Annotated in this window: 11 protein-coding genes; 9 read left to right on the top strand and 2 right to left on the bottom strand. The window is 69.6% G+C overall.

Annotated features, from left to right (window positions below; all coding sequences use genetic code 11):
- Positions 1-110 precede the first annotated feature (110 nt).
- Positions 111-737, bottom strand: a complete 627-nt coding sequence (locus tag AC06FD_RS11980; protein ID WP_478077918.1) for a DUF938 domain-containing protein — start codon at positions 735-737, stop codon at positions 111-113.
- A gap of 142 nt (positions 738-879) precedes the next feature.
- On the opposite strand from AC06FD_RS11980, the gene AC06FD_RS11985 reads away from it, so the two are divergent.
- The 9 genes from AC06FD_RS11985 to AC06FD_RS12025 all read left to right on the top strand — a co-directional run bounded on the left by AC06FD_RS11985 (position 880) and on the right by AC06FD_RS12025 (position 13,326).
- Positions 880-2,508 (top strand): TldD/PmbA family protein, encoded by a 1,629-nt coding sequence (locus AC06FD_RS11985; RefSeq protein WP_259208221.1) that lies wholly within the window; start codon positions 880-882, stop codon positions 2,506-2,508.
- Positions 2,509-2,565: 57 nt separating this feature from the next.
- On the top strand, positions 2,566-4,200 hold the full coding sequence (locus AC06FD_RS11990) for a TldD/PmbA family protein (protein ID WP_478077919.1): 1,635 nt from the start codon (positions 2,566-2,568) through the stop codon (positions 4,198-4,200).
- A gap of 21 nt (positions 4,201-4,221) precedes the next feature.
- Positions 4,222-5,556 carry a TldD/PmbA family protein gene (locus tag AC06FD_RS11995; protein ID WP_259207836.1) on the top strand — a complete coding sequence of 445 codons (1,335 nt, stop codon included), beginning with the start codon at positions 4,222-4,224 and terminating at the stop codon, positions 5,554-5,556.
- Between the two features lie 7 nt (positions 5,557-5,563).
- On the top strand, positions 5,564-6,265 hold the full coding sequence (locus AC06FD_RS12000; RefSeq protein WP_259207839.1) for a DUF4159 domain-containing protein: 702 nt from the start codon (positions 5,564-5,566) through the stop codon (positions 6,263-6,265).
- 63 nt (positions 6,266-6,328) lie between these two features.
- Positions 6,329-7,312: an AAA family ATPase gene (locus tag AC06FD_RS12005; RefSeq protein ID WP_259207842.1), complete on the top strand. Its 984-nt coding sequence runs from the start codon at positions 6,329-6,331 to the stop codon at positions 7,310-7,312.
- Between the two features lie 2 nt (positions 7,313-7,314).
- The gene (locus tag AC06FD_RS12010; RefSeq protein WP_478077920.1) at positions 7,315-8,211 is read left to right on the top strand and encodes a DUF58 domain-containing protein; all 897 of its coding nucleotides are present in this window, start codon (positions 7,315-7,317) and stop codon (positions 8,209-8,211) included.
- Between the two features lie 2 nt (positions 8,212-8,213).
- Complete coding sequence (locus AC06FD_RS12015) at positions 8,214-9,335, top strand: BatA domain-containing protein (RefSeq protein WP_478077972.1); 1,122 nt, start codon at positions 8,214-8,216, stop codon at positions 9,333-9,335.
- Complete coding sequence (locus AC06FD_RS12020; protein WP_478077921.1) at positions 9,332-11,494, top strand: hypothetical protein; 2,163 nt, start codon at positions 9,332-9,334, stop codon at positions 11,492-11,494. The genes AC06FD_RS12015 and AC06FD_RS12020 overlap by 4 nt, the downstream gene beginning before the upstream one ends.
- Positions 11,491-13,326, top strand: a complete 1,836-nt coding sequence (locus tag AC06FD_RS12025) for a hypothetical protein (protein ID WP_478077922.1) — start codon at positions 11,491-11,493, stop codon at positions 13,324-13,326. The genes AC06FD_RS12020 and AC06FD_RS12025 overlap by 4 nt, the downstream gene beginning before the upstream one ends.
- Positions 13,327-13,347: 21 nt before the next feature.
- On the opposite strand, the gene AC06FD_RS12030 is transcribed toward AC06FD_RS12025, so the two are convergent.
- The gene (locus AC06FD_RS12030) at positions 13,348-13,824 is read right to left on the bottom strand and encodes a hypothetical protein (RefSeq protein ID WP_478077923.1); all 477 of its coding nucleotides are present in this window, start codon (positions 13,822-13,824) and stop codon (positions 13,348-13,350) included.
- Between the last annotated feature and the right edge of the window lie 34 nt (positions 13,825-13,858).

Genomic DNA, 13,858 nt, shown 5'->3' on the forward strand with positions numbered 1-13,858 from the left:
ACCGTAGAGCCGACCGTTGGTCGGCTACCGGTAAACCCGACCCGACACTCGCCCACCCCAAACACCCCAGCCGAACCCCACCACAGGCCGGCTCTCCACCCCGCAACTCATCACCGCCCTCCACGCCGCCACACCCGCAACCGGTTGTTGGCCGGCATCGCCACGTCGTCGATCAGCCGCATCCCCTGCGCGGCCGCCAGCGCATCCACCGCCTCCGCGTCGCGGATGCCCGCAGCAGGATCGCGCGCCTTCAGCCACGCATCGAACTGGCGGTTGCTGTCGCTGCTGAAATCGCCGTGGTCATTGAACGGCCCGTAGATGCACAGCAGCGCGTCGTCCGCCATCACCGCGGGCAACCCGGCGAACAATGCCTGCACGTGCGCCCAGCTCATGATGTGCAGGGTGTTGGCGCTGAACACCGCATCGAAGGCAGGCACGGCATCGGGTAGCGGTGCCAGGCCCGGCTGCGGCGACAGCACCGCCTGCAACGGCCACGGTGCCGGTGCGTTGGGCAGCGCGGCGGCGGCCAGGCGCTCGGCGATGCCAGGCAGATGGTCCGGATGGTCGCTGGCCTGCCAGTGCAGGTGCGGCAGCGCCTCAGCGAAATATTCGGCGTGCTGGCCGGTGCCACTGCCGATCTCAAGCACCGCATGGCAGTCATGCAGGTGACGGCGCAGCACCGCCAGGATCGGGTCGCGGTTGCGTTCGCAGGCTTCGGACCATCGCTGCTGGGTCATGGACGACTCAAGATGAATTCGACAGCCTCCATCCAACCATGACCGCAGTCACTTGTGCCACTGCCGGCGGCCACCGAAAGTCGAGGACTTGTCCACTGTCGCCGGCGACCTGCCGCCGACCGTACCCGGGGAATCGCAAGCTGTGCAACGCCGTGAGTTTCTGACGCTGTCTGGCATGGGCCTGGCGGGCCTGATGCTGCCGCATTCCCGCCTGATCGCCGCCGAGCAGCTGCTCGAGCCCGGTGACGCGGGCCGCAACAAGGCCCTGGCCGAGGCCGCGCTGGCCGCGGCCAGGCGCGCTGGCGCCAGCTACTGCGACGTGCGCATCGGCCGCTACCTCAACCAGGCGGTGATCACCCGCGAGGCGCAGGTGCAGAACATCACCAACAGCGAGTCCTCGGGCATCGGCATCCGGGTGATCGTCAACGGTGCCTGGGGCTTTGCCGCCACCCACCAGAAGACCCCGGCCGCGGTGCTGGCCACGGTCGAGCAGGCCGCCGCCATCGCCCGTGCCAATGCCACCGTGCAGAGCAGGCCGGTGCAGCTGGCGCCGGTACGCGGGGTGGGCGACGTGAGCTGGAAGACCCCCATCCGCAAGAACGCGATGGCCGTGCCGATCCAGGACAAGGTGGACCTGCTGCTGAGCTTGAATGCCGCCGCGCTCAATGCCGGCGCCAACTTCATCAACTCCACCCTGTTCCTGGTCAACGAGCAGAAGTACTTCGCCTCCAGCGACGGCTCGTTCATCGACCAGGACGTGCACCGGATCTGGCTGCCGTTCACCGCGACCGCCATCGACAAGGCCACCGGCAAGTTCCGCACCCGCGCCGGGCTGTCCTCGCCGATGGGGATGGGCTACGAATTCCTGGATGGCGAGGCCAGCGGCAAGATCGCCCTGCCCGGCGGCATCACCGCCTACCGCGACTCCTACGACCCGGTCGAAGATGCCATCGCCGCCGCCCGGCATGCGCGCGAGAAGCTCAAGGCGCCGTCGGTCAAACCGGGCAAGTACGATCTGGTGCTGGACCCCTCCAACCTGTTCCTGACCATCCACGAGAACGTCGGCCATCCGCTGGAGCTGGATCGCGTGCTGGGCTACGAGGCCAACTACGCCGGTACCAGCTTCGCCACCCTGGACAAGCGCGCAGCCGGCTACCGCTGGGGCAGCGAGCGGGTCAACTTCTTCGCCGACAAGACCGCCCCCGGCAGCCTGGGCGCGGTGGGCTACGACGATGAAGGGGTCAAGACCCGGCGCTGGGACCTGGTCAAGGACGGCATCCTGGTGAATTACCAGGCCACGCGCGATGAGGTGCACCTCCTTGGCGAGACCGAATCGCATGGCTGCAGCTACGCCGACTCCTGGTCCAGCGTGCAGTTCCAGCGCATGGCTAATGTGTCGCTGGCGCCGGGCAAGGCGCCGCTGAGCGTGGCGGAGATGATCAAGGACGTGGAGAACGGGATCTACATCCACGGCCGCGGCTCGTACTCGATCGACCAGCAGCGCTTCAACGCCCAGTTCGGCGGCCAGCTGTACTACCAGATCCGCAACGGCGAGATCACCGGCATGGTCGAAGATGCCGCCTACCAGATCCGCACGCCGGAGTTCTGGAATGCCTGCAGCGCGATCTGCGACGAACGCGATTTCCGCTTCGGCGGTTCGTTCTTCGACGGCAAGGGCCAGCCGGGCCAGGTCTCGGCGGTCTCGCACGGTTCGTCCACCACCCGCTTCAACGGCATCAACATCATCAACACCGCGCGCAGCCTGGGATGAACCTGTCCCGGGCCGTCGCCGTTTCCCCGCCCCCCCACACCAACGTGGAGAGCTGCCTTGCAAAGACGTGACTTCCTTGCCCTGACCGGGCTTACCGCAGGCGGCCTGATCGTGCCGTCGTTCTTCGGCAAGGTGATCGCCGCCGAACAGCTGCACAGCACCCTCGACCTGGGGCTGAAGAAGCGCCTGGCCGATGCGGCGCTGGCGGCTGCGCGCCAGGCCGGCGCCACCTACTGCGACGTGCGCATCGGGCGCTACCTGCGCCAGTTCGTGATCACCCGAGAGGACAAGGTGCAGAACGTGGTCAACACCGAATCGACCGGTGTGGGCATCCGCGTGATCGTCAACGGCGCCTGGGGCTTTGCCGCCACCAATCAGCTCGGCACCGCCGACGTGGCGCGTGCCGCGCAGCAGGCCGCCGCGATCGCCAAGGCCAATGCCGGCGTGCAGACCGCGCCGGTGCAGCTGGCGTCCGCGCCGGGCGTGGGCGAGGTGAGCTGGAAGACGCCGATCCGCAAGAACGCCATGGACGTGCCGATCAAGGAGAAGGTGGACCTGCTGCTGGACGTCAACGCCGCCGCGTTGGCCGCCGGGGCCAGCTTCGTCAACTCGATGCTGTTCCTGGTCAACGAGCAGAAGTACTTCGCCTCCACCGATGGCTCCTACATCGACCAGGACGTGCACCGCATCTGGGCCCCGATGACGATCACCGCCATCGACAAGGCCAGCGGCAAGTTCCGCACCCGCGAAGGCCTGTCCTCGCCGATGGGCATGGGCTACGAGTACCTGGACGGCGCCGCCGCCGGCAAGGTGCTCACCCCGAACGGGGTGGTCAACTACAGCTCGTCCTACGACATGAAGGAAGACGCCATCGCCGCAGCCAAGCAGGCGCAGGAAAAGTTGAAGGCACCGTCGGTGAAGCCGGGCAAGTACGACCTGGTCCTGGACCCGTCGCACACCTGGCTGACCATCCATGAATCGATCGGTCATCCGCTGGAACTGGATCGCGTGCTCGGCTACGAAGCCAACTACGCCGGCACCAGCTTCGCCACCCTGGACAAGCGCGAGCAGCACTTCCAGTACGGCAGCGACAAGGTCAACATCTTCGCCGACAAGACCCAGCCGGGCAGCCTCGGCGCGGTCGCCTACGACGACGAGGGCGTCAAGACCAAGCGCTGGGACCTGATCAGCGAGGGCAAGCTGGTGGATTACCAGACCATCCGCGACCAGGCCCACATCCTCGGCAAGACCGCCTCCGACGGCTGCTGCTACGCCGACTCCTGGTCCAGCGTGCAGTTCCAGCGCATGGCCAACGTCTCCATGGCGCCGGGCAAGACCCCGCTGAGCGTGGCGGACATGGTCAAGGACGTGGAAAACGGCATCTACATCATCGGCGACGGCTCGTTCTCGATCGACCAGCAGCGCTACAACGCGCAGTTCGGCGGCCAGCTGTTCTACGAGATCAAGAACGGCAAGATCACCCGCATGCTCGAGGACGTGGCCTACCAGATCCGCACGCCGGAGTTCTGGAACGCCTGCAGCGCCGTGGCCGATGAGCGCGACTACCGCCTGGGCGGCTCGTTCTTCGACGGCAAGGGCCAGCCGGGCCAGGTCTCGGCGGTCTCGCACGGCTCGTCCACCGCGCGCTTCAACGGCATCAACGTCATCAACACCGCGCGCAGCCTCGGCTGACCGGTCAGGAGCCTACGAATCATGAGTATCTTCACCGAAGCCCAGGCCAAGGCCATCCTCGACAAGGTCATCGGGCTGTCCAAGGCCGATGAGTGCACCGCCGTGCTGGCCGGCTCGATCAACGGCAACATCCGTTTCGCGCTCAACAACGTCTCCACCAGCGGCATCGTGGACAACACCGAGCTGGCCGTCACCGTAGCCTTCGGCAAGCGCGTGGGCACCGCCTCGATCAACGAGTTCGACGATGCCGCGCTGGAGCGCGTGGTGCGCCGCGCCGAAGACCTGGCCCGCCTGGCCCCGGAGAACCCGGAGTTCATGCCGGCCATCGGCAAGCAGACCTACACCCCCAGCCCGACCTTCAGCGCCTCCACCGCCGCCATCGATCCGGCCTTCCGTGCCAAGGTCGCCGCCGATTCGATCGCGCCGTGCCGTGGTCACGGCCTGATCGCCGCTGGTTTCCTGGAAGACGGCCAGGGCTTCTACGCCACCGCCAACAGCAACGGCAACTTCGGCTACCAGCGCAGCACCAACTTCGATTACACCTGCACCGTGCGCACCGAAGACGGCCGCGGCTCGGGCTGGGTCGGCCGCAACCTCAAGGATGCCGCCGACTTCAAGGCCGACCAGGACATCCAGATCGCCATGCGCAAGGCTACCGAGTCCCAGGAAGCCAAGGCGCTGGAACCGGGCAAGTACACGGTGATCCTGGAGCCGGCCGCGGCCGCCGGCCTGATCAGCTTCATGATGAACTTCTTCAGCGCACGCTCGGCTGACGAAGGGCGCAGCTTCCTGTCCAGGAAGGGCGGCGGCAACAAGCTCGGCGAGCAGGTCTACGACCCGCGCGTGAACATGCACGCCGATCCGTGGCACCCGGATGCGCCGGTACTGCCGTGGGACGGCGAAGGCATGCCACGCACCAAGCTGCCGATCATCGAGAACGGCAAGGTCGCCAACCTGGAGTACTCGCGGTTCTGGGCGCAGAAACAGGGCAAGACCGCCAATGCCAGCCCGGGCAACCTGCTGATGAGCGGTGGCGACAAGAGCACCGCCGAGCTGGTCCGCGGCACCCAGAAGGGCATCCTGGTCACCCGCACCTGGTACATCCGCATGGTCGATCCGCAGACCGTGCTGCTCACCGGCCTCACCCGCGACGGCACCTTCTACATCGAGAACGGCCAGATCAAGTACCCGGTCAAGAACTTCCGCTTCAACGAGTCGCCGGTGATCATGCTCAACAACATCGAAGAACTGGGCAAGCCGGTGCGCGTGGCCGGTGACGAGTCGAACTTTGTGATGATGATTCCGCCGATGAAGCTGCGCGATTTCACCTTCACCTCGCTCTCCGACGCGGTCTGATGCACGGATGAACCGCGCGCAGTTCCTGCGCCTGATGCTGGGCAGCGCCGCGTTCGCGGCGTTGCCCTCACTGGCGCGCGCCCAGGCCGGTCGCTACGACTTCTGGTTCACCCGCCTCAAGTACGACTCCGGCGACTGGGACGTGGATGCGCGCATGCCGTCCAACGTGATCACCTCGCTGATCGATTACACCTCCCTGCGCGTGGACCCGACCGAGCATGTCATCGCCCTGTCCGACCCGCGCATGCTGGACGCCCCGTTCTGCTACCTGGCCGGGCACAAGCTGGTGGAGTTCAACGCGGCCGAACGGCAGAACTTCGTGCGCTATGTACGCAACGGCGGTTTCGTGTTCGTGGATGACTGCAACCACGACATCGACGGGCTGTTTGCGAAATCGTTCGAGGCGCAGATGGCCAGGCTGTTCGGCCCCAAGGCGCTGAACAAACTGCCCAACAACCATGCGCTGTACCGCAGTTTCTTCCGCTTCCCCGAGGGCCCACCGGCCACCGGGTTCGAACTCAATGGCTGGGGCGACGACCTGGTCCATGACTACCTCAAGGGCATCGAGGTGGATGGCCGCCTGGGCGTGCTCTACAGCAACAAGGACTACGGCTGCGAGTGGGACTATGACTGGCGCAACAAGCGTTTCCTGGCCGAGGACAACACCCGTTTCGCGGTCAACATCGTGATGTACGCGTTGAGCAGCTAGCTGCCTTGCTGCATTTTCAGCCACGCATGGCGTGGCTCTACACCGTTTTTCTGCGAGTGCCTTATGACCAACGACCGCCTTGATGCCCTTCTTCCCAAGCTGCAGCAGCTGCGCACCGCGCTCGGCCAGGCCGTGGTCGGCCAGCATGCGGTGGTGGAGCAGCTGCTGATCGGCCTGCTCGCCGGTGGCCACTGCCTGCTGGAAGGCGCGCCGGGGCTGGGCAAGACCCTGCTGGTGCGCTCGTTGGGGCAGGCGCTGGAGCTGCAGTTCCGGCGCGTGCAGTTCACCCCGGACCTGATGCCCAGCGACATCCTCGGCACCGAACTGCTGGAGGAAGACCACGGCACCGGGCATCGCCATTTCCGCTTCCAACAGGGCCCGATCTTCACCCACCTGCTGCTGGCCGACGAGCTCAACCGCACCCCGCCCAAGACCCAGGCCGCCCTGCTGGAAGCGATGCAGGAGCGCACGGTGAGCTATGCCGGCACCACCTACACGCTGCCGGCGCCGTTCTTCGTGCTGGCCACGCAGAACCCGATCGAACAGGCCGGCACCTATCCGCTGCCCGAAGCCCAGCTGGACCGCTTCCTGCTGCACGTGCGGGTGGATTACCCGAGCGAGCAGGAAGAGCGCGACATCCTGCTGCAGACCACCGGCAGCGCCAGCGGCACGGTCCCCAAGGTGATGGATGCCGAGGACGTGCTGGCCCTGCAGGCGGCGGTACGCCAGGTGCATGTGAGCGACGACGTGCTCACCTGGATCACCCGGCTGGTGCGCGCCAGTCGCCCGGGTCCCACCGCGCCGCAGGCGATCAACCACTGGATCAAGTGGGGCGCCGGCCCGCGTGCCGGGCAGTCGCTGGTGCTGGCCGCCAAGGCCCGCGCCCTGCTGCAGGGCCGCTTCGCCGCCACCCGCGAGGATGTGCAGGCGCTGCTCGCCCCGGTGTTGCGCCACCGCCTGCTGCTGTCCTTCGCCGCCGAAGCCGAGCAGAAGGGCGCCGACGATGTGATCGCCGCATTGCTGCAGGCCGTGCCGTTCCCGGCCTGAGCATGACCCCGCACGCCCCGATCGCCATCCCCGCCGATGTGCGCAGCCGCCTGAAGGCGCTGCGCCTGCTGCCGCGGCGTGCGCGCGGTGCGCATGGCATCGGCCAGCACGCCAGCCGCAGCCGCGGCGCCGGCCTGGAGTTCGCGCAGTACCGCGCCTACGAGCCGGGGGACGAGCTGCGCCAGATCGACTGGAAGCTGTATGCACGGTCGGACCGCTTCTTCGTGCGCGAGTCCGAGCGCGAAAGCCCGATCACCACCTGGGTGCTGATCGATGCCACCGCATCGGCCGCGCAGCATGATCGCGCGCGGCCGCAGTGGTCGCGCCTGGACCAGGCCTGCGCCACCACCGCGTGCCTGGTCGAACTGGCGCTGCAGCAGGGCGACCGCTTTGGCGTGATCGCGGTCAACGGCGACGGCGTGCAACTGGTGCCGGCCGGCAGCGGCCCACGCCAGCGCGACCGCGTCCACCTGCTGTTGCGCCAGCTGCAGGCGCAGGGCAGCTGGCCGGCGGTCGACGTGCTGCGCCCGGTCTGGGAGCGCGTGCAGGCCGGTGACCTGCTGGTGGCACTCGGCGATGGCTTCGACGAGGCCGGCACCGTGCTGCTGGAACGCCTGGCCGCCGCCCGCCGCGAGGTGCTGCAGCTGCAACTGCTGAGTGCCGACGAACGCGATTTTCCGTTCACCGACGGCCATCGCTTCCGCGATCCGGAAACCGGTGAGGAGCTGCTCGGCGATGGCCGCGCGCTCCGCGCCGACTACCTGGCGCGCTTCGGCCAGGCACAGCACGCGCTGCAGGCGCGGCTGCACGCCAGTGGCATTGCGCATGCGGTCGGTTACATGGACCAGCCGCTGGATGCACCGCTGCGGCTGTTGTTCGGCCCGGGCAGCGGCGCATGAACCTGGCGCTGCTGTTCCCGCTGGGTCTGCTGGCGTTGGCCGCGTGGCTGGTGCCGCTGCTGGTGCACCTGGCGCGCCGCCAGCAGTACGCGCCGCTGGAGTTCGCCGCGCTGCGCTGGCTGCGCGCCAAGGTACGGCCGCGCCAGCGCGTCCGTTTCGACGAATGGCCGCTCCTGCTGCTACGTCTGCTGTTGCTGGCTGCGCTGGCCCTGCTGCTGGCGCGACCGATACTGCAGGGCAATGCGCCGGATACCCGCGCGGTGATCGCCGTGGCGCCCGGTCTGGATGCCGCCGCATTGCGCGCGCAGCAACCGGAGGCGGACTGGCGCTGGCTGGCCCCCGGGTTTGCCTCGACAGATACGCCGGCACCCCCGGCCGCGCAGCCGCTGACCAGCCTGCTGCGGGAACTCGACCAGACCCTGCCGGCTGGCGCGCCGCTGACCGTCTACGTGCCTGATCCGCTGACAGGCGCCGATGCGCAGCGCCCGCGCCTGTCGCGCCCGGTGCAGTGGCGCCCCATCGCACGCACGACGCCAGCCGCGCCGGACGCATCCAGCAGCGCGCCGCGACTGCGCCTTGGCGGAGCGCCCGATGCACCGGCCCGGCGCGTCCTCGATGCGGTGCAGCGCGCGTGGTCCGGCCAACCCCCGGCTGCCGCCACGGACGCAGCGCCGGTGCAGGGCGAGATCGGCGTGTGGGTGTCCGCCGCGCCGCTGCCGCCAACGTGGCAGGCATGGCTGGAAGGGGGCGGTACGGTGCTGGTCACGCAGGCCGGAACGCGCGCGCCTGCCGAAACGGTGGTGCTGCGCGATGCGCAGGGACAGGCGGCCATCAGCGAGCGCCGCGTCGGCCAGGGTCGCCTCCTGCGCGTCCATGGCGCGCTGACCCCTTCTGCGTTGCCGCTCCTGGAGGACCCCGCCTTCCCACGGCAGCTGCTCACCCTTGCACGCTCCCCCGCCGCGCCGCAGTGGGTGGCCGCCGCGACCCATGCACCGTTGACCGGCGCTGATGCACCCCCGCCGCAGCCGCTGGACCTCGCGCCGTGGCTGCTCGGCCTGATCGTGCTGCTGTTCGCCATGGAACGCTGGCTGGCGACGTCGGCACGCCGCGGGGCGCAGGCATGAACCCCGTGCTGCAGCGTAGCTGGCAGCGCGCGCGACGGCGCCAGTGGTGGGCCACGCTGCTGGCCGTGCTGCCGCTGGCCCTGGCCGCAACCGCGCTGGCCTTGCGCTTGGGCGGCATCGATATCGCCACGGTGACGCTGCTGCTCACCCTGCTGGCCAGCGTGGCGCTCGCCACCCGGCGCGGTCGCCGCCTGGACCGGCAGTGGCTGGTGCACCAGCTCGATGCCCATCGCGTCGTCCAGGACAGCGCGGACCTGCTTTTCGCCGATACGGCCACGCTCAATGCGTTGCAGCAGCGCCAGCAGGCGCGGGTCACTGCCGCACTGCAGGCACGCATGCCCGACCTGCGGCCACGCTGGCCACGTCGCTGGATGGCGCTGGCGTGGCTGCTGGGACTGGCGGTGATCGCACTGGCGCTGGGCTGGCCGCGCAACGGCGGTGGCAGCGTGATGCCCGCCTTGTCATCGCGCGCCCCCGCTACGGCCACGCTGCCGCCGCACCTGCACGCGGCGCGCCTGACGATCACCGCCCCGGCCTACACCGGCCAGCCGTCCCGCGTGCAGGGCACGCTGGATGCCAAGGTCGCACAGGGCAGCCGGCTGCAGTGGTCGCTGCGCTTTTCCGCGCAGCCCACGCAGGTCGCCCTGCAGTTCCACGATGGCCGGCGCCTGGCGCTGGTGCGCAATGGCGAGGAATGGACCGGCACCGGGAACGCCGACCGTGCCGCGCTGTACCGCGTGGTCACCGAACCGGCGCTGCGCGGACAACGCCTGTACCGTCTGGATGTACTGCCCGACCAGCCACCCAACGTGCGCGTGATTGTGCCGGACCGCACGCTGGTGCCGGGCGCGCCGGGCCAGCGCCAGTGGGCCCTGCAGTTCGAGGCCAGTGACGACTACGGCGTCGCCACCGAGGCAACGCTGAAGATCACCTTGGCCCAGGGCAGCGGCGAGAACGTCACCTTCCGCGAACAGTCCGTGACCCTGGCCGGCAACGGCACGGCCACCCTGCGCCGCTTCGCGCGCACGCTGGACCTGGCCGCGCTCGGTGCCGAGCCCGGCAACGATGTGATCGCACAGTTGCAGGTGCGCGACAACCACGCCCCCGCCCCGCAGACCGCGCAGAGCAGCAGCCTGATCCTGCGCCTGCCCAGCGCCGAGCAGGTGCAGGGGGCCGAACTCGAGGGCATGGTCAAGAAAACCCTGCCGGCGTACTTCCGCAGCCAGCGCCAGATCATCATCGACGCCGAAGCGCTGATCAAACTGCGCCGGCAATTGCCGCCGGAAGACTTCATCAAGCGCGCGGACGCGATCGGCGTGGACCAGCGCATCCTGCGCCTGCGCTACGGCCAGTTCCTCGGCGAGGAAAGCGAAGGCGGTGCGAAGCCACCGCCCACCAGTGACGCGCTGCCCACCAGCGACACGCCGGCCGACGATCACCACGACCACGCCTCTACCGGCGCGACCGATCACGCGCAGGCCGGCCACGACGCGCATGACCACGGCGGCACGCCGGTCGAGGGCCCCGCGGTGTTCGGCAGCGCCACCGACGTGCTGTCCGAGTATGGCCATACCCATGACCACGCCGAAGCCGCCACGCTGCTCGACCCGCAGACCCGCGCCACGCTGAAGGCCGCGCTGGACCAGATGTGGTCTTCCGAGGGCGAGCTGCGCCAGGGCCGCCCCGAGGCCGCGCTGCCCTATGCCAACAAGGCGCTGGCCTTCATCAAGCAGGTGCAGCAGGCCGAGCGCATCTACCTGGCGCGCGTCGGCCCGGAGTTGCCTCCGATCGACGAAGGCCGACGCATGCGCGGCGACCGCGCCGACCTGGCCAGCCGCACGCTGCCGATCCGTGCCATGGACGCACCGGATACCGCCATCGTGGCGGTATGGCAGCAACTGGGCGCAACCGACGCGGCGCCCGATCTGGATGCACTGACCCAATGGCTGGGCCGCAATGAAACGCGCCTGCCCGACCCGCTGAGCCTGGCCGCGGCGATCGAGGAACTGCGCATCGCCCCGGACTGCGGCGCGTGCCGACAGACCTTGCGTGCGCAGCTGTGGCGCGCATTGCTGCGTCCCTCCCCGCAGGTGCTGCGGCGTACCGCGCCGGATCGGATGGGGCAGTCGTATCTGGATGCACTGGAGGGGGCGCGATGATCGAGCCACGCTGGATCGCGCTGGCGCTGGTGGCCATCACGGTGATCGGCAGCGCGCGCCTGCTCTGGCAGCAACGGCGTGGGCCGCGCCGCAAGGGCCTGCACCTGGCCGCACTGCTGGTGCTGCAGTGCGCGGCCAGCGTGCTGCTGTACGTGACCCTGGCGCCGCCGCTCACGCAGGCGCGCGCCAACCGGCTGACCGTGCTGACCCCTGCGGCGGACAAGGTGCAGTGGTCGCCTGCCCGCGGCGACACCCTCGTCGCCCTGCCGGAGGCCGCGCCGTCCACCGCGACGGTCGTCCCCGACCTCGCCACCGCGCTGCGCCTGCATCCGGGCACGCAGTCGCTGCGCATCATTGGCGATGGCCTGCCGGCGCGCGACCGCGACACCGCCTTGCCCGGGCAGGTGCAGCTGCTGCAGCCGGCGCCACCGCGCGGCTGGCGTGCGTTGCAGGCGCCGCCCATCACCGCGCCGGGCAGCGTATTCCACGTGCATGCCCGCGCGCAGGGCGTTGCCGGTGCCAGCGCCGAGCTGCTCGATCCGGCCGGGGTCGTGGTCGATCGCGGTACGCTCGCCAGCGACGGCAGCATCGCCCTGGAAGGTGTGGCGCGTGCCAGCGGTCGCAGCACCTTCAGCCTGCGCCTGCTCGATGCCAGCCGCCACGCGGTGGACAGCGTGCCGGTGCCGCTGCAGACGCTCGACCAACCCGCCCCGCGCGTGCTCATCCTCGCCGGCGCCCCCGGCCCGGAGCTGAAGTACCTGCGCCGCTGGGCGGTGGATACCGGGCTGGACGTGCAGGCCCAGGCCAGCGTTGGCGGCGGCCTCTCGCTCGGCGACGCGCCCGTGGCACTCACCGCCGCGCGGCTGGCGGCCACCGATGTGCTGATCCTCGACGAACGCAGCCTGCCCGCCCTCGGTGCCGCCCAGCGCAGCGCGGTGCAGCACGCGCTGCGCGATGGCCTGGGTGTGCTGGTACGCACGGGCGGGCCGCTCGGCGACGGTGCACGCCAGGCGCTGCGCGGCTGGGGGCTGACCGTCGTCGGTAACAGCCAACGCGCACCGCTGCACCTGGCAGCCGATGCCGATGCGGCGCTGCTGCAGGCGCGCCGGGGACCGCAGCGTCCGGCGACGCAGACCACGACGTACATCGATGAGGCCGATGCTGCCTCGCACAGCGCCGCCGTGCCGGTGCTGGAGCAGTTCCCACTGCGCGCCACCGATGCCTCCGCGCTGCTGCACGACGGCAAAGGCCAACCGGTCGGGAGCTGGCGCGGCGCAGGCAAGGGTCGGCTGGCGCTGCTGCCGGTCACCGACAGCTACCGGCTGGTGCTGTCCGGCCGCGATGACCGCCATGCCGAACTGTGGAGCGGTGTGCTGGCCAGCGTGGCACGACCGCTGCCCAACGCCGCCCAGGTGCGTATCGATGCACCCATACCGTGGGCAGGGGAGCGCGTGGCACTGTGCAGTGTCCCGGCCGCTGCACAGGTGCGTGGTCCGAGCGGCATCGCGGTGCCGCTGCATATCGATCCCGCCACCGGCACCGACCGCTGCGCCGGCTACTGGCCGCAGCAGGCGGGCTGGCACCAGGTGCAGCAGGGCGACATCACGCAGGCGTTCTACGTATTCGATCCGGCCGGTGCATCGGCGCTGTACCGCCAGCAGCAACGCGAGGCGAATGCCCTGCTGGTGCGCGATGCGACGGGCAGTGCGGTTTCGGGCACCGTGGCCGTCCCCGGCCCGCGCTGGCCCTGGCTGCTGGCGTTCGTGCTGGTGGCCGGGCTGCTGTGGTGGCTGGAGCGCTGGCGGCCGCGGATGCCCTCGCCTGCCCCCTGACGTGCGCGGCGGGCGAACCGGCTATCGCCCCGCCGGCACCACGCAGTCCTCCTGCTGCGCACAGAATTCCTGCGCGCGGCGCTGCTGCTCGGCACTCAACTCCGGTGGCGGACGCGCAACAGCCGACTGGATCTGGTCCGGCCCGCCGGTGAGCTTGTGCAGGCCCTGCGCGGCTTTGCCCAGCCCGTAGTTGATGCCCATCATCAGGTAGCCACCGCTCATGCTCACCTGCTCGGGGCTGGGCGGTTCGCTCCACGAGCGGCTGAAGCGGTTCGATTCCACCTTCACCGGGCTCTTGTAGCGGTACAGGTCCAGCGGCTGATCGTCCTCGGGCTTGAGCGCGCGCACTTCGCCCAGCGTGGTGACCTGCGCCGGCGCCTGCGACGGCGGCGGCACGGCCGGCTCCAGCGTCGGTTCCGCCTGCTGTGCGTGCGCGCCGCCGGCGACCAGCAGGCCGGCCAGGGCTATAGATTGATATCCACTCAGTGCCACCGCCATGTCCCTGCCCGTTGCGTGCTGCGGCCAAGCATAC

This window comes from Stenotrophomonas sp. Steno-Z1 (genome assembly GCF_056393175.1).

Bases quoted from the DNA above. Each gene is read 5' to 3' on its own strand.
- AC06FD_RS12000 (WP_259207839.1), top strand. From the start codon at position 5,564: ATGAACCGCGCGCAGTTCCTGCGCCTGATGCTGGGCAGCGCCGCGTTC.
- AC06FD_RS12010 (WP_478077920.1), top strand. From the start codon at position 7,315: ATGACCCCGCACGCCCCGATCGCCATCCCCGCCGATGTGCGCAGCCGC.
- AC06FD_RS12020 (WP_478077921.1), top strand. From the start codon at position 9,332: ATGAACCCCGTGCTGCAGCGTAGCTGGCAGCGCGCGCGACGGCGCCAG.
- AC06FD_RS12005 (WP_259207842.1), top strand. From the start codon at position 6,329: ATGACCAACGACCGCCTTGATGCCCTTCTTCCCAAGCTGCAGCAGCTG.
- AC06FD_RS11995 (WP_259207836.1), top strand. From the start codon at position 4,222: ATGAGTATCTTCACCGAAGCCCAGGCCAAGGCCATCCTCGACAAGGTC.
- AC06FD_RS11980 (WP_478077918.1), bottom strand. From the start codon at position 737: ATGACCCAGCAGCGATGGTCCGAAGCCTGCGAACGCAACCGCGACCCG.
- AC06FD_RS12025 (WP_478077922.1), top strand. From the start codon at position 11,491: ATGATCGAGCCACGCTGGATCGCGCTGGCGCTGGTGGCCATCACGGTG.
- AC06FD_RS12030 (WP_478077923.1), bottom strand. From the start codon at position 13,824: ATGGCGGTGGCACTGAGTGGATATCAATCTATAGCCCTGGCCGGCCTG.